The 21000-nt window shown below is 63.9% G+C and carries 15 protein-coding genes and 2 pseudogenes; 8 read left to right on the top strand and 9 right to left on the bottom strand.

The features are described 5' to 3' along the window. Positions 1–12: 12 nt before the first annotated feature. From fdhA to DAD99_RS07905, 4 genes are all read right to left on the bottom strand, one after another. Positions 13–1230, bottom strand: coding sequence for a formaldehyde dehydrogenase, glutathione-independent (fdhA, locus tag DAD99_RS07920; protein ID WP_193341079.1), 1218 nt, complete (start codon positions 1228–1230; stop codon positions 13–15). Positions 1231–1341: 111 nt separating this feature from the next. Continuing rightward, a complete protein-coding gene (locus DAD99_RS07915; RefSeq protein ID WP_193341078.1) occupies positions 1342–1488 on the bottom strand; it encodes a hypothetical protein in 147 nt (48 codons plus the stop codon). 94 nt (positions 1489–1582) lie between these two features. Then, the gene (folE, locus tag DAD99_RS07910) at positions 1583–2170 is read right to left on the bottom strand and encodes a GTP cyclohydrolase I FolE (protein ID WP_193341077.1); all 588 of its coding nucleotides are present in this window, start codon (positions 2168–2170) and stop codon (positions 1583–1585) included. An 8-nt stretch (positions 2171–2178) separates the two neighbouring features. Continuing rightward, positions 2179–4506, bottom strand: coding sequence for an FdhF/YdeP family oxidoreductase (locus DAD99_RS07905; RefSeq protein WP_193341076.1), 2328 nt, complete (start codon positions 4504–4506; stop codon positions 2179–2181). A 322-nt stretch (positions 4507–4828) separates the two neighbouring features. On the opposite strand from DAD99_RS07905, the gene DAD99_RS07900 reads away from it, so the two are divergent. Next, positions 4829–5524 carry a GntR family transcriptional regulator gene (locus DAD99_RS07900; protein WP_193341075.1) on the top strand — a complete coding sequence of 232 codons (696 nt, stop codon included), beginning with the start codon at positions 4829–4831 and terminating at the stop codon, positions 5522–5524. Positions 5525–5552: 28 nt separating this feature from the next. Here the strand turns inward: DAD99_RS07900 and DAD99_RS07890 are convergent. From DAD99_RS07890 to purU, 5 genes and pseudogenes are all read right to left on the bottom strand, one after another. Next, positions 5553–6943 (bottom strand): annotated as a pseudogene (locus tag DAD99_RS07890) (chorismate-binding protein). Positions 6944–7087: 144 nt separating this feature from the next. Then, complete coding sequence (locus tag DAD99_RS07885) at positions 7088–7963, bottom strand: bifunctional 5,10-methylenetetrahydrofolate dehydrogenase/5,10-methenyltetrahydrofolate cyclohydrolase (protein ID WP_193341072.1); 876 nt, start codon at positions 7961–7963, stop codon at positions 7088–7090. Further along, positions 7960–8586 (bottom strand): cyclodeaminase/cyclohydrolase family protein, encoded by a 627-nt coding sequence (locus DAD99_RS07880; protein ID WP_193341071.1) that lies wholly within the window; start codon positions 8584–8586, stop codon positions 7960–7962. The genes DAD99_RS07885 and DAD99_RS07880 overlap by 4 nt, the downstream gene beginning before the upstream one ends. Before the next feature lie 128 nt (positions 8587–8714). After that, positions 8715–11207 carry an FAD-dependent oxidoreductase gene (locus DAD99_RS07875; protein ID WP_193341070.1) on the bottom strand — a complete coding sequence of 831 codons (2493 nt, stop codon included), beginning with the start codon at positions 11205–11207 and terminating at the stop codon, positions 8715–8717. Positions 11208–11259: 52 nt separating this feature from the next. After that, a complete protein-coding gene (gene purU, locus DAD99_RS07870; RefSeq protein ID WP_193341069.1) occupies positions 11260–12174 on the bottom strand; it encodes a formyltetrahydrofolate deformylase in 915 nt (304 codons plus the stop codon). 122 nt (positions 12175–12296) lie between these two features. Here purU and DAD99_RS07865 point away from each other — a divergent pair, with 122 nt between their 5' ends. The 7 genes and pseudogenes from DAD99_RS07865 to DAD99_RS07835 all read left to right on the top strand — a co-directional run bounded on the left by DAD99_RS07865 (position 12297) and on the right by DAD99_RS07835 (position 20997). Continuing rightward, positions 12297–12974, top strand: coding sequence for a GntR family transcriptional regulator (locus tag DAD99_RS07865; protein ID WP_193341068.1), 678 nt, complete (start codon positions 12297–12299; stop codon positions 12972–12974). Between the two features lie 200 nt (positions 12975–13174). Beyond that, entirely contained in the window at positions 13175–14473 is a 1299-nt protein-coding gene (gene glyA, locus DAD99_RS07860) for a serine hydroxymethyltransferase (protein WP_193341067.1), read from the top strand. Then, positions 14470–15646, top strand: a pseudogene (locus tag DAD99_RS07855) (sarcosine oxidase subunit beta family protein). Before glyA ends, DAD99_RS07855 begins: the two are co-directional and overlap by 4 nt. A 14-nt stretch (positions 15647–15660) precedes the next feature. Beyond that, complete coding sequence (locus tag DAD99_RS07850; RefSeq protein WP_193341066.1) at positions 15661–16056, top strand: sarcosine oxidase subunit delta; 396 nt, start codon at positions 15661–15663, stop codon at positions 16054–16056. Beyond that, a complete protein-coding gene (locus DAD99_RS07845; protein WP_193341065.1) occupies positions 16053–18995 on the top strand; it encodes a 2Fe-2S iron-sulfur cluster-binding protein in 2943 nt (980 codons plus the stop codon). Before DAD99_RS07850 ends, DAD99_RS07845 begins: the two co-directional genes overlap by 4 nt. Next, complete coding sequence (locus tag DAD99_RS07840) at positions 18988–19623, top strand: sarcosine oxidase subunit gamma (protein WP_193341064.1); 636 nt, start codon at positions 18988–18990, stop codon at positions 19621–19623. Before DAD99_RS07845 ends, DAD99_RS07840 begins: the two co-directional genes overlap by 8 nt. Then, a complete protein-coding gene (locus tag DAD99_RS07835; protein WP_193341063.1) occupies positions 19624–20997 on the top strand; it encodes an L-serine ammonia-lyase in 1374 nt (457 codons plus the stop codon). It begins immediately after the preceding gene. The last annotated feature ends 3 nt before the right edge of the window (positions 20998–21000 follow it).

The raw sequence follows: 21000 nt of genomic DNA, 5'->3' as shown, positions 1-21000 counted from the left end.
CCACCGTTGTGTTTAGGCTTTGACGTATCCGTTCGGGTTCAAAACAAACTTGGTTGCTGCGCCGGCGTCGAATTCCGCGTAGCCGCGCGGTGCTTCCTCCAGCGGTATCGCCTTGGCGTTAACTGCCTTGGCGATCTGGACCTTGTCATACAGGATGGCCATCATCAGTTGGCGGTTGTACTTCATGACCGGGCACTGGCCGGTGGTGAAGGACAGGGACTTTGCCCAGCCGGTGCCGAGGGACAGCGAGAGGGAGCCGTGCTTGGCTGCATCGTCAATTCCACCCGGATCTCCGGTGACGTACAGGCCGGGGATACCCAATGCACCACCTGCAGCGGTAATGTCCATGAGGGAGTTCAACACGGTTGCCGGGGCTTCGTGGGAGGCATCCTTCCCGTGGCCGCGGGCTTCGAAACCGACGGCATCCACGGCGCAGTCCACTTCTGGAACGCCCAGGATCTGGTCGATTTGATCCTTGGGGTCTCCGTTGGACACGTTCACGGTTTCGCATCCGAACGAACGGGCCTGCGCCAGGCGGTCCTCGTTCATGTCGCCGATAATCACGACTGCCGCCCCAAGCAGTTGGGCGCCGACGGCGGCGGCCAAGCCGACCGGGCCGGCGCCGGCGATGTAAACGGTGGATCCCACGCCCACGCCGGCGGTGACGGCTCCGTGAAATCCGGTGGGGAAGATATCTGAAAGCATGGTCAGGTCCATGATCTTTTCCAGAGCCTGGTCGCGGTCCGGGAACCTCAGCAGGTTCCAGTCAGCGTAGGGGACCAGCACGTATTCGGCTTGACCACCCACCCAGCCACCCATGTCCACGTATCCGTAAGCGCTGCCCGGCCGGTCTGGGTTGACGTTGAGACAGATCCCGGTCTTGCCTTCCTTGCAGTTCCGGCATCGGCCACAGGAGATGTTGAATGGCACGGAGACGATATCGCCGACCTTGATGAATTCCACATCGGGACCGACTTCTACCACCTCGCCGGTGATCTCGTGTCCCAGCACCAGGTTCGGGGGGGCCGTTGTGCGCCCGCGTACCATGTGCTGGTCCGAGCCGCAGATGTTGGTAGTCACGGTGCGGAGAACCACACCGTGTGGCACCTTCCGGCCTACGTTGGCTGGATTGACGCCGGGTCCATCCTTGAGTTCGAACGTCGGGTAGTCGGTATTGATGATTTCGACGACACCGGGTTCCTTGTAGGCGACTGCTCTGTTTCCTGACATGGACACTCCTTTGACAGTTGCTGACGTAACTTGAATCGGGTCTTGCCCCGCCACCCGAAAGCGATGCTTCGATGGGGTACCTCTCCGGGGTTCAGACCATCGAAGCACCGTTCACGGGAGCGGGACGGACCATCCGGGATGCGGACGCGGGCTCTGGGCCGCAGCTCCTGTGGATGCGACCGTCTGATCATTTTCGACAGTTCTGCCGCCGACGCCCATCGCGCCGATGACGGTTCCGGCTTTGGTGATGTCAGACATGGTTATCCCCCAAATTGTACTGATATGTCCGCTCGCCGGTAAAGATATATCAGTTACATCGTATTGCAGGACTGGGTGTGTGTCCAGAGATTTCTTAGCGCCCGTGTATCAGGCTGAGCGCCTCAGCCCGGGCTGCCGGCAGACGGAGCTCCCCGCGGACGGCTGAAGTGATGGTCTTGGCCCCGGGCTTGCGGACACCGCGCATCGACATGCAGAGATGCTCGCACTCGACTACGACAATGGCACCCAGGGGCCGCAGCGAACTGACCAGCGCATCAACGACCTGGGTTGTCAGCCGCTCCTGGACCTGTGGCCTGCGTGCAAAGACATCGACGAGCCGGGCCAGCTTGCTCAGTCCCGTGACGAGTCCCTCAGCCGATGGGATGTAGCCAACGTGGGCTACGCCGTGGAACGGCACCAGGTGGTGCTCGCAGGTGGAGTAGAAGGGGATGTCCTTGACGATGACCATTTCTCCGTGCCCAAGGTCAAAGGTCTTATCCAGCACGGCCAGGGGGTCCTCATGAAGGCCGCCAAATATCTCTGTAGCGGCCCGGGCTACCCGGGCGGGCGTATCCACGAGCCCTGGCCTGTCCGGGTCTTCTCCGATCGCAAGTAGATATTCGCGGACGGCCTGCTCAACCCGCGGCCCGTCCACACCCGTGGACGCGGTTACCGTCGTCATGTCGGCGCTCACGCGTCGGCCCGTTCCAGCCGCACGATGACGGACTTGGATGTCGGTGTACCGCTGGTGTCAGCTACCGAATCGAGCGGCACGAGCACGTTGGTCTCCGGGTAGTACGCTGCCGCACAGCCCTTCGGTGTCGAGTACGAAACGATCCGGAAGTTGTCGGCCCGCCGCTCTGTCCCGCGAAACTCGGAAATCAAATGAACCATCTCACCGTCGCGAAAGCCCAGCTCAGCGATGTCAGCCTTGTTGACAAGAACCACCCGCCGCCCGCCGTGGATACCGCGGTACCTGTCATCCTTGCCGTAGATGGTGGTGTTGTACTGGTCATGTGAGCGCAGAGTCTGAAGGACCAACCGCCCGTCGGGTACTTTGATGAATTCCAGCTCATTGCCGGTGAAGTGGGCCTTGCCCGACGCGGTCCCGAACTCTCTGGCGTCCCGCGGAGGATGAGGGAGGACAAAGCCGCCAGGGTGCTGGATCCGCTCCTCGAAATTTTCGAAGCCCTCGATGACCGCCTCGATGTGTTTCCGGATCAGGGAGTAGTCGTCTTTCATCGAGAGCCAGGCAGCGTTAGGCGTGTTGGGCAGCGGGAGGTTGTCATTGTCGGTGAAGAGCTTATGGGCGAGGTTGCACACTATGGCCACTTCTGAGTGGAGGTGCTCGCTGGCCGGCTTAATGCGTCCGCGGGACGCATGGACGGCGCTCATCGAGTCTTCCACCGTCACCCTCTGGTCCCCGGTGTGCTGCGCGTCCTTTTCGGTCCGACCCAGCGTTGGGAGGATCAGCGCGCGTCGGCCGGTGGACACGTGGGAATGGTTCAGCTTCGTGGAGATCTGTACCGTCAGGTCTGTGTTGGCCAATGCCCGCTCCGTGACCTCGGAATCCGGGGCCGCACGGACGAAGTTTCCACCCATTCCAATGAAGACGCGGACTTTGCCATCCCGCATGGCACGAATCGCCGCAACGGTGTCGTAGCCGTGCTTGCGAGGGGAAATAAACTCGAACTCCCGGTCCAGCTTGTCGTGGAACGCCTCTGGCATCTTTTCGAAGATGCCCATGGTGCGGTCGCCCTGAACGTTCGAGTGGCCACGGACAGGGCATACTCCTGCTCCGGGCTTACCGATGTTGCCTTGGAGAAGCAGCACGTTGACGACGTCCCGGAGCGTGGGGACTGAGTGTTTGTGCTGGGTTAGGCCCATGGCCCAGCAGACGATGGTGGCACTGGAGGCGAGCAGGCGTTCGCCCGTGGCCTTGATCTGCTCCAAACTCAGGCCCGTGGCTTCTACTATTTCACTCCACTGGACCTTTTCGAGGTGCCGCAGGTATTCGTTGATGCCCACGGTGTGGTTATTGATGAATTCGTGGTCCAGAACCGTAGCCAGTCCCGGGGTCTTCCTCCCGTGCGCCTCCGCCTCGAGGAGGTATTTGCCAAGCCCCTGGAAAAGGGCCTGATCCCCACCGGCCCGGATCTGCAGGAAGTCGTCGGTCAGTTGCGTGCCCACGAGCGTTCCGGAGATCGTCTGTGGATTCTCGAACCGCAGGAGCCCGGCCTCGGGAAGCGGGTTGACGGAGATGATGACGGCGCCGTTCTTCTTCGCTTTTTCCAGGGCGCTGAGCATGCGCGGGTGGTTAGTGCCTGGATTCTGCCCGGCAACGAAGATCAGTGAGGCTGTCTCCAGGTCGGCGAGGCTGACCGAGCCCTTGCCGATGCCGATGGTTTCAACGAGGGCTGAACCCGTGGACTCGTGGCACATGTTGGAGCAATCGGGGAGATTATTGGTGCCCAGTCCCCGCACAAGGAGCTGGTAGAGGAAAGCGGCTTCATTTGAGGTCCGCCCGGAAGTGTAAAAAACGGCCTGGTCGGGATGGTCCATTTCTTTCATTTCCCGGGCGATCAGCTCATAGGCTGCGTCCCATTCAATGGGTATGTAGTGCGTGGCTCCCTCGGACAAAAGCATTGGGTGGGTCAGCCGGCCCTGCTGGCCCAGCCAGTAGTCGTCCCGCGTTTTCAGGTCCTCGATGGAGTGTTTGGCGAAGAACTCGGGGGTGACGCGGCGGCGTGTGCCCTCCTCGGCCACAGCCTTCGCGCCATTTTCGCAGAACTCGGCTGCGTTGCGCTTTTCGTGTTCGGGCCATGCGCAGCCCATGCAGTCGAACCCGTCGACCTGGTTGACTGCCAGCAGCGTTTGGACGCTGCGCAGCGGACCCATTTGCTCGAGTGAGATCTTCAGCGAGTTCACCACCGCGGGGATGCCGACGGCCTTGGTCTTGGGTTTGGTGACGGTCAGCTTTGACTCGTCGATGTTATGTAGGGGGGCTTTTGAAGCCATGTAATCTTCCGTTCAGATCTGGCAGGAAACAGCGGGCTGGTTTGCTCGGTGGCTTTGAGGAGGCCTCCTGCAGCCTGTGCATGCTGTCCAGGAGGCCGGGCAAGCGGCCTAGGTCGGTGAAGGTGTAGACGTGAAAACCGGCAGAGAGGCGGATCCCTTGCCGTTGTGTATCCGGCCCCTGCCGGAGCCCGCCATCCACTTCGGTAGGCAGTGGCGCTCTTGACATTCTTATGTTTACGTATTGATATATCAGTTATAGGAATACTATGTACTGGGAACCCGGGGCGTCAAGGCTCGGACGCGTATCGGAGGAGACTTGAAAATGTTAAACGCTGGCGGATTACCGGCGGAGGCGGTGGGGTCCTCAGTGCCGCAGAGGCAGGACGACGAATCCTTTGCCGACTTCGCCTACAGGGTGTTGTGCGATGAATTAATCGTTCTGGACATCAAGCCGGGTGAGCCCCTCAACGATGAAGTAATCTCCAGGCGTCTCGGTGTCGGCCGAACGCCCATCCGCGAAGCTATGAAGCGGCTTGAGAGCGACCATTTGGTGGTGGCCTATCCGCGGCGTGGAACGTTCGCCGCGGGCGTGGACATTAAAGATCTGGCTGAGATCTCCGAGATTCGCCACCTCCTGGAACCTGCGGCAGCTGCGCGGGCTGCAAAGATTGCGTCGCCGCAGCTTCGGCAGGAGCTTAGGGACTTTGCACGGGAAGTAGAGCTCCTGCTGCCAGGGATGCAGTCGCAGCAGGACCTCATGCGCCTGGACATGCGGGTACACCGGACGATCTATCGCGCCACGGGAAGCCGGCACCTTCAAGATGTCCTGATTCGTTACGACAATCTGGCAACGCGGATTTGGAGCCTGGTGCTGGAAAAGCTCCCGCCGGTGTTCCAGCATATTGCCCAGCATATTGAGCTTCTCGAATGCATCGCGGCTGGGGACTCCGAAGCTGCTGCGCGGTTGACCACCCAGCACGTCACCGATTTCGAAAAGCTCATCAGGGCTGTGCTGTAGGCCGGCCCAGGACACACCCAGAACAGGCTCATGTGGGGAAAGCGGCCCCAAAAACTCCAAGGATAGCGGTGGCCTTGGTGTGGATCTCTGCCAGCTCATCATCGGGCTCGGAGTCCGCTGTGATGGCCCCGCAGATCCCCAGGGACAGCCGCTGCCCACCGGCGGGTGAATTCTGAAAGACGGCGCTGCGAATGGTCACCGACAGGTCCGCGGCACCGTTGGGGGAAAAGCGGCCGACCACACCTGAATAGGGCCCGCGCGGTCCGGATTCCAATTCGTCCAGGATGTCCATGCTGCTGATCTTGGGAGCCCCGGTCATCGAGCCGGGAGGATGGGCAGCAGCCACGACAGCCGCCCGTGGCTGGCCATGGGCAATCGTGGCTTCGACGGTGCTCACAAGTTGGTGCACTGTTGCGTAAGTCTCCACGTCGCATGCTTCAGGCGCCTGTCTGCCTTCGGTGACGCGTCCCGTCGTCGCGTTCCCTTAATAGGTTCGGCGCGGACGCGACCGTCTGCGGTGATACTAAGGAACCGCTCCGGCGAAGAGCTCGCGATGGTTACGGGGCCGAGCTGGACGAGGCTTGCAAACGGCGCCGGGCTGGCCCGGCGGAGCCGCCGGTAAAACTCCCACGGATCTATGCCCTTGTGGAGGTTGCTGAAGATCTGCGTCGTGAGACAGACCTCGTAGGAGTTTCCCTGCGTGATTTCGTCCGGGGCCGCAGCGACCTTGCGCAGGTAGGCGCCGGCGGTGTCAGCGGCGCCAAACTGCAGGGCCGGCAACCCGTTGCTGGGGGCCTGACATCGGCAGGCAGGCGGCCGATCCGGAGGGCGGCGTTTCTGCACCGTTGCCGGCCTTCCGCGCCGGCTTCCGCCAGAAGGTACACCGCACCGCGCCTTATGGTCGAACACCACGGCCCGGCTGCTGCGGATCAGTGAGGCACCCGGCAGCGGTGATTCCAATGCACTCCCACCGGACTCGCGCTTGAGCTCGTAGCCCAGGTAGCCGAGCCAGCCGAGGGCGAAATTCAGCCCGGGCGGAAGAGCCTGATCCGTTGCCGGACCGCTGCACCAACTCCGGTCCAGCCAGCTGAAGAAGGGACCCGAAATTCGGGTGCTTACCAGCCTTGATTCCACGGTGGTCACACCGTTCACATGTTGTGCCCTCTTTCCCCGGCTGCCGGAATCGTCAGCCATGATGCTGTAGCGGTTACGTCCTGCCACGGCATCCGTTGCCGAGTTCGAGCTGTCCAGCCAGACGCGATGGCTGGACAGCCTGTAGAACTCGTGGAAGGCTGCTTCCGGATCCGGATAGTCCGCAAGCGAAACACAGTGAAGGACCGGGTGGCGGTCAGTTGCCGCAAACCTTGAACTGTGGCGAGGGCGGGAAGCTGCGCGAGGGCCTCGGCAGCCTGCAGCCATTCCCGTCGGCTTGAACCCGCACCGCACAGAAGGAATTCATCAGGCGCACCAACGCGGACACAAATGCCAGCCCTTCAGGCGCGTCCACGCCTTCGATGGATACGACAACGGGTTCTGCGGGGTGGCAGTTGTGCCCGCGGTGGATCATCCGGCGGTTCCCGGGACCAAAGCACGCGACTGTTCCCGCGCGGCTTCGGTTGTGTGCAGAAGCAGCAGTGATGTGGTGACGGAGCCCACGCCACCCGGGACCGGAGTCATCGCCGCGGCGATGCCCCGCACGCTGGCCACGTCGACATCCCCCACGAGGGATCCGTCAGGAAGGACGTTGGTGCCGACGTCAATCACCACCGCCTCGGACGAGACATGGCCGCCGTTCAGGAGACCTGTACGCCCGGCTGCCACGACCACGACGTCGGCGGCCTTGGTGTATTTCTCCAACGGACCTGACCGGGAGTGGCAGACGGTGACCGCGGCGTCGCGCTCCAGCAGCAGCAGGGACAGCGGCTTTCCCACTACGGCGGAACGGCCAATGACGACCACATTCCGGCCTGCCAGCGGGATTTCGAAGTGGTCCAGGATCTCGATCACGGCCCGGGCCGTGGCAGGTGCGAATGAGGGCTGGCCAACGGCCATGCGGCCAAGGCTCAAAGGGTTCGCGCCATCGATGTCCTTCCCCGGGGCAATATGCCCCACCAGCTCATCCGTTCCCACGCCTGGAGGCAGGGGCGTCTGGAGGATGATGCCATGAACGGATGGATCCTCGCTGAGGTCCTTCAGGACTGAGGCCAGGACCTGTCCGGTGGCATAGGGGCCAAGGTCCACGATCCGGCAACTGATGGCGGCGCTTTCTGCGGCCCGTTCGATGGACCGGACATACCAGTGGGTGGAGCCGTCATCGGTGGCCACAACCACGGCGAGTGTGGGGCGTGACCCGTCGGCTTCGAGCTCCCGGGCCTCATGGTGCGCCCGCTGCTGAATGGTCTTTGCCAGCGCTTTTCCTGAGAGAAGTACGGCGCTCAACCGAGAATCCTTCCACGCACGCGCCCCACGAGGGAGTCTGCCGCCAGGATGACCTTTTCCTCGAGGCCGTCGGTTTGATCCGCCAACAGCGAACGGGCCGCGGCGTCTTTGATGGCCACCACGTTAATGTCGATGTTCACCCGGGCGGTGCTTGCGGCTGCGCGGGCAGCGTCGGCGGCAGCAGCGATGTCGCTGATCACATTGGCGTTCGCGACCTCGAAAAGTTCCGTGGCAAGATCCAGGATGGCGCCGGCGAGCTTGATGAGCTGTGCGGGGGTTTGTGCGGCCAGGATGAGCGCATCCTGGATGGACACCGTCCGTGCGGCCTTGAGGTCATCGGTCCCGGACGGAAGTTTGTACGAGTCGATGACGCCTTGGAACGCATGTTCGTCCGCGTCCGCCAGGCGCAGGGCTTCGACGACCAGGCCGTCGGCGGCGCTGATGATCCTTTGGACGAGTTCGGCATGCTGCTCGTATTTCAAGCCGGTGGTGTATCTGGCCACCATGGCGACGAGCGCTGCCCCCTGGGCGGCGTGGAGCGCGGCAGCTGCGCCGCCGCCTGGAGTAGGTTCCCGCGAGGCAAGCCTGGCGAGGTAATCGTTTATATTCTCTGAACTGATCATGTGTCTTCCTGTGCTGAAGCTCTACTCGGCTGGCCTGGGGCATGGGACGGGCCAAGGAAAGCAGCGGCCCGGACTCTGGTTGCGAAAGTGTGAGTCCGGGCCGCGTGCCCTTGAGCGGTGTGGCGGGTTTAGCCGCGGAGCCTGGACATCGTCGGGTCGTACAGAGGATCTGCGGTGACGGTGGCCTGGATGCGCCGTCCGAAGTACTCGATCTCGACCGAGTCACCAATGGACACAGTGGCCGGGAGGTACGCGTAGGCGATCGGCTTGGCGACGGTGTAACCGTAGGCGGCACTGGTGACGTAGCCGACTGCCTGGTCCTTGTAGAAGACCGGTTCCTTGCCCAGCACGATGCTACGCCCGTCGTCGACCGTCAGGCAGCGAAGGAGGCGGGCGGAGTTCTCCTCGGTCCGGCCCTCCAAGGCGGCCTTTCCGACGAAGTTTTCCTTGGTCATCTTGACGGCGAACCCGAGGCCGGCTTCCAGGGGGTCATGCTCGGTGGTCATGTCGGTGCCCCACGAACGGTAGCCCTTTTCCAGGCGCAGCGAGCTGAACGCGGCCCGGCCCGCGGCGATGACGCCGTGAGGCTGACCGGCCTTCCACAGGGTATCCCAGAGGCGCTGGCCGTTGTCTGCACTCGTGTACAGCTCCCAGCCCAGCTCGCCGACGTAGGACAAGCGCATCGCGGTCACGCTGACGCCGCCGATGACAACCTTCTTTGCCCGGAAATAGCGGAGACCGTCGTTGGAGAAGTCGTCGCTGCTGACCGTGCTGATCAGGTCGCGGGCGAGAGGTCCCCACAAGCCGATGCAGCATGTCCCGCCGGTGGTGTCGCGCACCTGGACCCAGTCGCGGGCGCTGCCGTTTTCCGTCTGGTGGCGTGCGGCCCGCTCAAAGTAGGCCGTGTCGATGTTTCCATTGGCTCCGAGCTGGAAGGTGTCTTCGCTCAGGCGGGCCACGGTGATATCGCTTCGGATCCCGCCGGCGTGGTCCAGCAGGAGGGTGTAAGTGACGGCGCCCGGCTTCTTGGTCATGTCGGCAGTAGTCAGCTCCTGCAGCAGCCTCATGGCTCCGGGGCCGGAGACCTCAAGGCGCTTGAGGGGGGTCATGTCGTACATAGCCACCGCGGTGCGGGTCTTCCAGGCTTCGGCGGCGGCGATGGGCGAGCTGAACATCCCGGACCAGGCGTCACGTGCCGGCGGCTGCCATTCGTCAGGCATCTCCTTGAGCAGTTCGGCGTTGGCTTCGAACCAGTAGGGACGCTCCCATCCGCCGCCCTCCAGGAAGTACCCGCCCAGCTGCTTGTGGCGTGCGTGGAACGGGCTCACGCGGAGGTTGCGGGGGGAAAGCTTGGGCTGGAGCGGGTGCATGACATCGTAGATTTCCACGAAGTTCTGCTGTGACGTTTCGCTCACGTATTCGGGGGTCAACTGGACCTCTTCGAAGCGGTGAATATCGCAATCACCCAGATCGATCTCCGACTTTCCGGTGGTCAGCAACTCAGCAACAGCGCGGGCGATGCCGGCCGAGTGGGTGACCCACACGGCTTCGGCGACGAAGAAGCCGTCCAGCTCCTTGGACTCACCCACCAGGGATCCGCCGTCGGGGGTGAAGGAGAAGATGCCGTTGAAGCCGTCCTCGATTTCGCTTTCGCGCAGTGCCGGCAGTATCTGCTTGGTGGCCTCCCATGCCGGGAGGAAGTCTTCCAAGGTGAAGTCGAGGCGGGAGGGCATGTTGTGGTCGGTGATGGTCTCGGGTGCGAACGTGCCGAGCTCGTCAAGGTCCACGGGCATGGGGCGGTGGGCGTAGGAACCGATGCCGTAACGGTCGCCGTGCTCGCGGTAGTAGAGGTCCTGGTCCTGGTGCCGCAGGATGGGCAGGGAGGCGTCGTTGGGCAGATCGTTCTTGCCCTTCTGCGCGGGCACTGGAGTGGTTTTGACGTACTGGTGGGCCAGCGGGAGGAGGGGGACTGACATCCCGATCATTTCGCCGATCTTGGCGCCCCAGAAGCCGGCGCAGGAGACCACGATATCGGCAGGGATGGTGCCCTCGGAGGTCTCGACACCGGTGACCCGGCGGCCGGACTGTTCGATACCCGTCACCGTGGTGTTGCCCAGGTACTTGACGCCCGCGGCTTCCGTGCGCTTGATCAGCAGCTGGACTGCACGGGCAGCACGGGCCAGGCCGTCGCTGGGAACGTGGAGACCGCCAAGGATGTCTTCCTCGTTCAGGAGCGGGTAAAGCTCCTTGCACTCGGCGCGGGTCAGGATCTTGCCGTCGATACCCCACGCGGCGGCATAGCCGAGTTTCCGTTTCAGATCGGCGAGGCGTGTCTCGGTGGTCGCGATCTCGAGTCCGCCGACCTGGTTGAAGCAGCTGACGCCGTCCTCGGTCAGGGACAAAAGTTTCTCAACCGTGTACTTGGCGAAGAGCGCCATGGACTTTGAGGCGTTGGTCTGAAAGACAAGTCCGGGTGCGTGGGACGTGGAGCCTCCGGGCATGTTCAGCGGTCCCTGGTCCAGGACGGTGATATTGTTCCAACCCCGGGTGACCAGTTCATCGGCCAGGTTTGTGCCGACGATTCCAGCTCCGATAATGACAATGCTTGGCGTCGATGCCATGTAGTTTCTCCTGCTTTTTCGGGTGTTGTCTTTGCTGGGCGGGTGGCGGTGCTTAGCGGAACACTACGGTGCTGGTTTGGTCCAGCAGCACCCGGTGTTCGCAGTGCCACCGCACGGCGCGGGAGAGTGCCAGTGCTTCGGCGTCCGCTCCGACTGTTGAAAGGGCATTCGGTCCGTAGCTGTGGTCGACCCGGATGACTTCCTGTTCGATGATTGGCCCCTCATCCAGTTCGGCGGTCACATAGTGGGCCGTTGCGCCCACCAGCTTGACCCCACGGTCGTAGGCCTGGTGGTAAGGGCGTGCACCCTTGAATCCCGGGAGGAAGGAGTGATGGATGTTAATAGCCCGACCTTCCAGGGAGCGGCAGAGGTCGTCGGACAGTACCTGCATGTACCGGGCGAGCACGACGAGGTCGATGTTGTGCTCGTCCACCAGTTCCAGCAGGCGCCGCTCGGCGTCTGACTTTGTCTCAGGGGTTACCGGGAGATAGATGAAGGGGAGGCCGGCGGCCTCGGCCATGGCCCGGTGGGTTTCATGGTTGGAAACGACAAGGGCGATGTCGCCGCCGAGGCTTCCGCCGCGCCAGCGGAAGAGAAGGTCGTTCAGGCAGTGGCCGAACTTGGACACCATGACCAGGATGCGCTGCTTGGTCTGGTCATGGAAGCTGAACTTCATCTCGAAGCGGTCCGCAATGGCGCTGAACTCCTCCTGGAGCCGCTCCGGTGTGTACTCGGGGGAACCCGAGAAGGCGGTGCGCAGGTGCAGTGTCTGGCGGAGGCCGTCATCGAACTGCTGGTGTTCGTCGATGTTAAAGCCACGCTCAAAGAGAAAGGTCGTGACCGCCTGGACGATGCCGGCGCGTTCGCTGCACGACAGCGTGAGCACGAACTTCTGTGTCTGGTCTTTCACGTCGGCCTCCGACTGAGGCAGCGTGCTGGTAGATGAGTTTGTCGCCACTAGGGTCATGTCTCCTCCTTTAGATATATTTCAAGTTTTGGAACTGATATATTAGAACTGGCAATCAGCGTATACTGGTCAGTGATAGAGGTCAATAGCCTTCTTGGTTTGATTGAAAAGGGGTCCATACGATGGCTTTTGAAGTCCTGGCAATTGCCGATGCGGCAAAGAGGTCGTTGGCCGATGTTGCGTACGAGAGCATCCGGGACCGGCTACTGATGCTTGATATCAAGCCCGGCGACCTCCTCAATGACGACGACCTCGCCAAGGACCTTGGCGTTGGGCGGACTCCGGTGCGTGAAGCCCTGAAGCGGCTGGAGCTTGATCGCCTGGTAGTTTCCTATCCGCGGAGGGGTACCTTCGCGACGCGGGTGGAGGTCACTGATCTTGCGTTCATTTCCGAAATCCGGATCCAGCTTGAGCCTCTTGCCGCATCACGGGCTGCGCGGGTGGCCACGGAGTCGATGAGAGAGCAATTGCGGGCTGTTATGCGCGCCGTCGAGACTTTCGACGCAAGTGCGGCCTCAGTCGTTGAAACCCTGCGTCTCGACGCCCGTGTGCACCAAGGCATTTACGCGGCCGCCGCCAATCCCCACCTCGAAGATGTCCTGATTCGCTATGACAATCTCGCGACACGAATCTGGTGCATGGTCCTGGATCGCCTTCCTGACCTGTCCCGTCACGTGCACGAGCATGTGGACCTGCTTCGTGCGGTTATCGACGGAGATGAGGCCCAGGCCGCGGAGCTCGCCCGGCTGCACGTCAGTGGCTTCGAGCGCGCAGTGCGCGAAGCTCTTTTCGCCGCCTAGGCCAAACCCTGGGGCATGAGGATGAAGCGCAGCCCTGAAGGACTGCGCTTCAGCCGTTTAAGACCCTTGGTTCGCCGCAACCTTGGCTCCGCCGGAGAAACCAGCCAAAAACCTGTTGACACCCCCCCGGCGTCGATAGCATACTTGAGCTCAGCAACTAATATATCAACCGGATATTAGGTTTAACATTAGGAGACATCATGGTCGACGTTCTGACCCGCTCGCTCGCAGAGACCGATCCTGCGATCCACGCCGCTGTGGAGCAGGAACTCCTGCGCCAGCAGGGCACCCTGGAAATGATCGCCTCTGAAAACTTCGCCCCGACGGCCGTTATGGAGGCGCAGGGCTCTGTGCTGACCAACAAGTATGCCGAGGGCTACCCGGGCAAGCGCTACTACGGAGGCTGCGAGCACGTTGACGTGGTTGAGCAGTTGGCCATTGACCGGCTGAAGTCACTGTTCGGGTCTGAATTCGCTAACGTCCAGCCGCACTCCGGCGCGCAGGCCAATGCATCGGCGATGTTCGCCCTCATCCAGCCCGGTGACACCATCCTTGGCCTGAACCTTGCCCACGGTGGCCACCTGACCCACGGCATGAAGATCAACTTCTCGGGGAAGCTGTACAAGGTGGTCCCATATGGCGTGCGCGAGGACACCATGACGATCGACATGGCCGAGGTGGAGCGCCTCGCCGTTGAAAACAAGCCGCGCCTGATCGTCGCTGGCTGGTCCGCCTACTCCCGGCAGTTGGATTTCGCGGAGTTCCGCCGCATAGCAGACCTGGTGGGCGCGTACCTGATGGTGGACATGGCGCACTTCGCCGGCCTGGTGGCAGCCGGGCTGCACCCGAACCCGGTGCCGCACGCCCACATTGTCACGAGCACCACGCATAAGACACTTGGCGGCCCCCGCGGTGGCGTGATCCTGACGAATGACGCCGACATCGCCAAGAAGGTTAACTCCGCGGTTTTCCCCGGCCAGCAGGGCGGACCCTTGGAGCACGTGATCGCGGCAAAGGCTGTTGCTTTCAAGCTCGCGGCGGAGCCGGAGTTCCGGGAGCGCCAGGAACGCACTCTGGAGGGCGCCAGCATCATAGCCGAACGCCTCCTGGCCGCAGATGTTGCCGAGTCCGGCGCGACTGTAGTCAGTGGCGGCACCGATGTGCACCTGGTCCTGGTGGACCTGCGAAACTCGGAGCTGGACGGGCAGCAGGGCGAAGACCGCCTGCACCGCATCGGCATCACTGTCAACCGCAATGCCGTCCCGTTTGACCCGCGGCCGCCGATGGTGTCATCCGGTCTGCGAATCGGCACGCCGGCACTGGCCACACGTGGCTTCGGCAAAGTTGAGTTCACCGAAGTAGCCGACATTATTGCCGCAGCCCTCAAGCGCGAGTTCAGCGAGGAGACGGCAGCAGAACTCCGGCAGCGGGTTGAAAACCTGGCCGAAAAGTTCCCCCTCTACCCCAACCTCTCCATTGACACGAACGAGGTAGCATGATGGCCGATCTCCTTCCCGAGCACCCGGATTTCCTCTGGCGGAATCCGGAACCCAAGAAAAGCTATGACGCCGTGATTGTGGGCGGCGGCGGGCATGGCCTGGCTACCGCGTACTTCCTGGCCAAGAACCACGGGATGACCAACATCGCTGTCCTGGAAAAGGGCTGGCTGGCTGGCGGCAACATGGCGCGGAACACCACGATCATCCGTTCCAACTATCTCTGGGATGAGAGCGCGGCCATTTACGAGCACGCCCTCAAGCTCTGGGAAATCCTGCCGGAGGAGCTCGAGTACGACTTTCTGTTCAGCCAGCGCGGTGCGGCGCGTTGGGGCGAACAAGCTCAACGGTGTGGACGCGGAGTGGCTGGATCCGCAGCAGGTCAAGGAACTCTGCCCTATCCTGAACATTAATGACAATATCCGTTACCCCGTGATGGGCGCCACGTACCAGCCGCGTGCGGGTATCGCCAAGCATGACCATGTGGCTTGGGCTTTCGCCCGCAAGTGCGACGAGCTCGGTGTGGATATCATCCAGAACTGCGAAGTCACCGGCTTCGTCAAGGACGGCAACCGCGTGGTGGGCGTCAAGACCAGCCAGGGCACCATCAACACCGAAAAGGTGGGCCTGTGTGCTGCCGGGCACAGCTCGGTGCTGGCCGAAATGGCGGGCTTCGAGCTTCCCATCCAGTCCCACCCGCTGCAGGCGTTGGTCTCTGAACTGCACGAACCGGTCCACCCCACGGTGGTCATGTCCAACCACGTGCACGTGTACGTCTCCCAGGCACACAAGGGCGAACTGGTGATGGGTGCCGGCGTGGACTCCTACAACGGCTACGGCCAGCGCGGCTCCTTCCACGTGATCGAGCACCAGATGGCCGCCGCTGTCGAGCTCTTCCCCATCTTTGCCCGGGCGCACGTGCTCCGGACCTGGGGCGGGATCGTGGACACCACGCTGGACGCCTCGCCCATCGTGGGCAACACCCCGGTGGAGAACATGTTCGTGAACTGTGGTTGGGGCACCGGCGGTTTCAAGGGCACCCCGGCCGCGGGCCTGACGTTTGCCCATAACATCGCCACGGGGACCCCGCACGAACTGAACAAGCCGTTTGCGCTGGAACGCTTCGAAACCGGCGCCCTGATCGATGAACACGGCGCGGCCGCCGTGGCCCACTAGAAGAGAGTCCGGACATGCTCCTCATTTCTTGCCCCAACTGCGGCTCGCGCGACGAGACCGAATTCCACTACGGCGGCCAGGCCCACGTGGCCTACCCGGAAAACCCGAACGAACTGACCGACAAGGAATGGGCCCATTTCCTGTTCTACCGGGAAAACACCAAGGGCATTTTCGCCGAACGCTGGCTGCACAGCACCGGCTGCCGCCAGTGGTTCAACATGCTCCGCGACACCGTCACCTACGACATCAAGACCGTCTACCCGATGGGCACGTCCCGGCCTGACCTGACGGCAAAGGCAGCCCCGGAATCCGGTACCGCGAGCCTGGCTGCGGACAGCACCACCACCGGCACTGCAGCGCCCAGCACCTCAGCAACCAGCATCACCGCCCTGAAGGGAGCAACCAAGTGACTTCCCAGAACGCCCGCCTCGCTGCCGGCGGACGCATCGATCGCACCATTTCCTGGCGTTTCACCGTGGACGGTGAGGAGTTCACCGGCCACCCCGGCGACACGCTCGCCTCGGCCCTGATTGCCAATGGCCGGATCGCCGCCGGCAACTCGCTGTACGAGGACCGGCCCCGGGGCATCATGTCCGCCGGCGTGGAGGAATCCAACGCCATGGTCAAGATCTCCCCGCGCTTCCCCGGCGACGTTGCAGAGTCCATGCTCCCCGCCACCACCGTCACCCTGGTCGACGGCCTGAAGGCGGAACTCCTCAACGGCCTGGGCCGCCTGGACCCGGAGGAGGACCGCGCCGAGTACGACAAGAAGTACGTCCACACCGACGTCCTGGTCATCGGCGGCGGCCCCGCCGGCCTGGCCGCAGCCCGCGAAGCGGTCCGCACCGGCGCCCGCGTGATCCTCATGGACGACCAGCCCGAGCTGGGCGGATCGCTCCTGTCCGGTTCCACCGCGCCCGGGCTGGCCGAGACCATCGAAGGCAAGCCCGCCCTGGAATGGGTGGCCGACGTGGAAGCCGAGCTGGTTTCCGGTGCCGAATCCACCGTCTTGAACAGGACCTCCGCTTTCGGGGCGTATGACGCGAACTACGTCATCGCCGTGCAGAACCGCACTGACCACCTGTCCAGCCCTGCCGCGTCCGGCGTGTCCCGGCAGCGCATCTGGCACGTGCGCGCCAAGCAGGTCGTGCTGGCTCCCGGCGCCCACGAACGGCCCCTGGTCTTCGAGAACAACGACCGCCCCGGCATCATGCTCGCCTCGGCCGTCCGCAGCTACCTTAACCGCTACGCCGTGGCCGCCGGGCAGCGCATCGTCATCAGCACCACCAACGACAGCGCCTACGCCCTCGCCGCGGACCTCCGCGCCGCGGGCGTCAAGGTCGCCGCCGTCGTCGACGCCCGTCCCACCCTGACTCCGGTGGCTGCTGCCGCCGTTGAAGCCGGCACCCGCGTGCTGATCGGCAGCGCGGTGGCGGACACGACTGCCAGCGCCGATGGCCGGCTGAATGCCGTCACGGTCCGCAGCATCAGCGACGACGGCGCGCTGACCTCCGGCGTCGAGGAAATCGCCTGCGACCTGCTGGCAGTTTCCGGCGGCTGGAGCCCGCTGGTCCACCTCCACTCCCAGCGCCAGGGCAAGCTGCGCTGGGACGATGAGCTGGCCGCTTTTGTACCGAGCACCGTGGTCCCGAACCAGCAGACCATCGGCTCCGGCCGCGGCAGCTTCGAGATCGGGGATGTCCTTTCCGAGGGCATCTCCGCGGGAGCAGCGGCTGCCATCGCCGCCGGCTTCGCCTCGGAAACCACGCCGTCCGTCATCGGCGAGCCGAAGGCCTCCGCCCCGACCCGCCAGCTGTGGCTGGTACCCGGTCAGACCGGCACCCCGGATGACTGGCACCACCACTTCGTGGACTTCCAGCGCGACCAGTCCGTGGCCGACGTCCTGCGCTCCACCGGGGCCGGGATGCGCTCGGTGGAGCACATCAAGCGCTACACCTCGATCAGCACCGCCAACGACCAGGGCAAGACCTCAGGGGTCAACGCGATCGGCGTCATCGCCGCGGCGCTGCGGACCGCCGGCGAAGCCTCCCGCGGTATCGGCGACATCGGCACCACCACCTACCGTGCACCGTTCACGCCGGTGGCGTTCGCGGCACTCGCCGGACGCCAGCGCGGCGAACTCTTCGACCCCGCCCGCGTCACGTCCATCAACCCGTGGCACGTCGCCAAGGGCGCCCTGTTCGAGGACGTGGGGCAGTGGAAGCGGCCCTGGTACTACCCGCAGGCCGGGGAGGACATGGACGCAGCCGTGCTCCGGGAGTGCGCCGCCGTCCGCGACTCCGTCGGTTTTATGGACGCCACCACCCTGGGCAAGATCGAAATCCGCGGCAAGGACGCCGGTGAGTTCCTCAACCGGATCTACACCAACGCGTTCAAAAAGCTCGCCCCGGGTTCCGCCCGCTACGGCGTGATGTGCATGGCGGACGGCATGATCTTCGACGACGGCGTGACCCTGCGCCTGGACGCGGACCGCTACTTCATGACCACCACCACCGGCGGCGCCGCGAAGGTGCTGGACTGGCTGGAGGAATGGCTGCAGACCGAATGGCCGGACCTGGACGTGCACTGCACCTCGGTGACCGAACAGTGGTCCACCATTGCCGTCGTCGGGCCCAAATCCCGGGCGGTCCTCGCCAAGCTGGCGCCGGAGCTGGCCGCGGACGGCGGACTCGAAGCAGAAGCCTTCCCGTTCATGACCTTCCGCGAAACCACGCTCGCCTCCGGCGTCCAGGCCCGGGTCTGCCGGATCTCCTTCTCCGGTGAACTGGCCTACGAGATCAACGTGCCGTCCTGGTACGGGCTGAACACCTGGGAAGCGGTGGCCGCTGCCGGGGCCGAATTCAACATCACCCCCTACGGCACCGAAACCATGCACGTGCTCCGCGCCGAAAAGGGCTACCCGATCGTCGGGCAGGACACCGACGGCACCGTCACCCCGCAGGACGCCGGCATGGACTGGATCGTCTCCAAGGCCAAGGACTTCATCGGCAAACGCTCCTACGCCCGGGCCGACGCCCAGCGCGAGGACCGCAAGCACCTGGTCAGCGTCCTGCCCGTGGANGGGACGCTNCGNCTGCCCGAAGGCACCCAGCTTGTGGAAAAGGGCATCAGCACCAGCCCCGCCTACGGCCCGGTCCCCATGCAGGGTTTCGTCACCTCCAGCTACCACAGCGCCGCCCTGGGCCGCTCGTTCGGGCTGGCCCTGATCAAGAATGGCCGCAACCGCATCGGCGAGACCCTGGTGGCCGCCGCCGGCGACCAGCTCGTTGATGTTGTTGTGGCAGAAACCGTACTTTTTGACCCCGAAGGGACCCGCAAAGATGGCTAATACAGCAGCACTCAACGGCATCAATGGACTCCGGGACATCCGCCGCAGCCCGGCCTCACACCTGGCCCCGGCACTGGTGGCGGGCTCCATCGAGGGAACGGTTGTCCTGGCGGAGGGCCCCTTCCAGACCATGGCCGGCGTCCGCGTAGACCCCAGGTCCGAAGAGGGTGCACGGATCGCCGCCGTTACCGGAAGCCTGCCGGCACGCTGCGGCGAGGTGGGCGGCGCCGACGGCGTCAGCGTCCTCTGGCTGGGACCCTCGGAGTTCCTGGTGGTCGCACCGGAACAGGCCCACGACTCCCTGGGCGGAAACCTCATCGGTTCCCTCACGGAAGCGCTGGGCGACGCCCCGGGCCAGGTGGTGGACCTCTCCGCCAACCGCACCACGTTCGAACTCTCCGGCCCCCGGGCCCGTGCGGTCCTGGAAAAGGGCTGTGCCCTGGACCTGCACCCGCGCAGCTTCACCCCGGGAACGGCCCTGAACACCGAGGTAGGCAACATCCCGGTGGTCCTGCAGAAGACCGGGGAGCAAAGCTACCGGCTTTTCCCCCGCGCTTCCTTCGCGGACTTCCTGGGCCGATGGCTCCTCGACGCCATGCGCGAGTACGCCTCGCCAGAGGTCCCCTAAATGGCCCTCAGCGTCCTGGACCTGTTCTCCGTTGGCATCGGGCCCTCGTCCTCACACACGGTCGGCCCGATGCGGGCAGCGAAGCTGTTCGCCGACGGGCTCAAAAGCGAAGGACACCTAAGCTCCACCAAGCGCGTGCAGGCCGAACTGTTCGGCTCGCTCGGGGCAACCGGGCGGGGCCACGGCTCCGACAAGGCCGTGGTCCTGGGCTTCAAGGGGCTGGACCCCGAAACCGTGGACACAACCACAGCGGATGACCAGGTGGCCGCAGCGGCCCTCGACGCCGAACTGTGGGTGTGCGGGGATCACCGGGTGGACTTCAACTGGGACGAGGACGTAGTACTGCACCGCCGCAAGTCCCTCCCGGCCCACCCCAACGGCATGACATTCCGGGCCCTGGACCACACCGGGACCGTCCTTAGCGAACGGAGCTTCTACTCCATCGGCGGCGGCTTCGTCGTTGACGGGGACGCCGACGCCGCCGACCGTGTGGTCGCCGACGACACCCCCCTGCCATACCCGTTCACCACCGCCGACCAACTCCTGGCCATCTGCCGGCGCGAGGGGATGTCCATCTCCGACGTGATGCTCGCCAACGAACTCACCTGGCGCAGCGAAGCAGAACTCCGCGAAAAGCTGCTGGCACTCTGGGCCGTCATGCGCGAGTGCGTGGACAACGGCTGCGCCGCGGAAGGAATCCTCCCCGGCGGACTCAACGTCAGGCGGCGCGCGCCGTCGTTATTCCAGACCCTGACCGCGGACACCGGAGTCACTGATCCGCTCCGGGCGATGGAATGGGTCAACCTGTTCGCCCTCGCAGTCAACGAAGAAAACGCCGCGGGCGGGCGGATTGTCACCGCTCCCACCAACGGCGCGGCCGGCATCGTGCCTGCCGTCCTGCACTACTACGTAAAGTTTGTTCCGGGGGCCAACGACGACGGGGTGGTCCGCTTCCTCCTCGCCGCAGCCGCCGTCGGGATTCTGTTCAAGATCAACGCCTCCATCTCCGGCGCCGAAGTGGGCTGCCAGGGCGAAGTGGGCTCCGCCTGTTCCATGGCGGCCGCGGGCCTGTGCGAGGTCCTCGGCGGCACGCCCGAACAAGTGGAAAACGCCGCCGAAGTGGGCATCGAGCACAACCTCGGGCTGACCTGCGACCCCGTGGGCGGCCTGGTGCAGATCCCCTGCATCGAACGCAACGCCATCGCCAGCGTCAAAGCCATCAACGCCGCCCGCCTTGCCCTGCATGGCGATGGCAGCCACAAAGTATCCCTCGACAAAGCCATCAAAACCATGAAAGAAACCGGCGCCGACATGAAAACCAAATACAAAGAGACCTCTCGCGGCGGCCTCGCCGTCAACGTCATCGAGTGCTGAGCC

Source organism: Pseudarthrobacter sp. AB1, assembly GCF_014926485.1.
Taxonomy (GTDB): domain Bacteria; phylum Actinomycetota; class Actinomycetes; order Actinomycetales; family Micrococcaceae; genus Arthrobacter.
The sequence above is the reverse complement of the archived record's forward strand: the minus strand, read 5'-3'. Positions and strand labels throughout refer to the sequence as shown.

What these genes read in the sequence shown, in the direction of transcription:
- fdhA (WP_193341079.1), bottom strand. Translation starts at nt 1,230, where the DNA reads ATGTCAGGAAACAGAGCAGTCGCCTACAAGGAACCCGGTGTCGTCGAA.
- DAD99_RS07915 (WP_193341078.1), bottom strand. Translation starts at nt 1,488, where the DNA reads ATGTCTGACATCACCAAAGCCGGAACCGTCATCGGCGCGATGGGCGTC.
- folE (WP_193341077.1), bottom strand. Translation starts at nt 2,170, where the DNA reads ATGACGACGGTAACCGCGTCCACGGGTGTGGACGGGCCGCGGGTTGAG.
- DAD99_RS07905 (WP_193341076.1), bottom strand. Translation starts at nt 4,506, where the DNA reads ATGGCTTCAAAAGCCCCCCTACATAACATCGACGAGTCAAAGCTGACC.
- DAD99_RS07900 (WP_193341075.1), top strand. Translation starts at nt 4,829, where the DNA reads ATGTTAAACGCTGGCGGATTACCGGCGGAGGCGGTGGGGTCCTCAGTG.
- DAD99_RS07880 (WP_193341071.1), bottom strand. Translation starts at nt 8,586, where the DNA reads ATGATCAGTTCAGAGAATATAAACGATTACCTCGCCAGGCTTGCCTCG.
- DAD99_RS07875 (WP_193341070.1), bottom strand. Translation starts at nt 11,207, where the DNA reads ATGGCATCGACGCCAAGCATTGTCATTATCGGAGCTGGAATCGTCGGC.
- purU (WP_193341069.1), bottom strand. Translation starts at nt 12,174, where the DNA reads ATGACCCTAGTGGCGACAAACTCATCTACCAGCACGCTGCCTCAGTCG.
- DAD99_RS07865 (WP_193341068.1), top strand. Translation starts at nt 12,297, where the DNA reads ATGGCTTTTGAAGTCCTGGCAATTGCCGATGCGGCAAAGAGGTCGTTG.
- glyA (WP_193341067.1), top strand. Translation starts at nt 13,175, where the DNA reads ATGGTCGACGTTCTGACCCGCTCGCTCGCAGAGACCGATCCTGCGATC.
- DAD99_RS07850 (WP_193341066.1), top strand. Translation starts at nt 15,661, where the DNA reads ATGCTCCTCATTTCTTGCCCCAACTGCGGCTCGCGCGACGAGACCGAA.
- DAD99_RS07840 (WP_193341064.1), top strand. Translation starts at nt 18,988, where the DNA reads ATGGCTAATACAGCAGCACTCAACGGCATCAATGGACTCCGGGACATC.
- DAD99_RS07835 (WP_193341063.1), top strand. Translation starts at nt 19,624, where the DNA reads ATGGCCCTCAGCGTCCTGGACCTGTTCTCCGTTGGCATCGGGCCCTCG.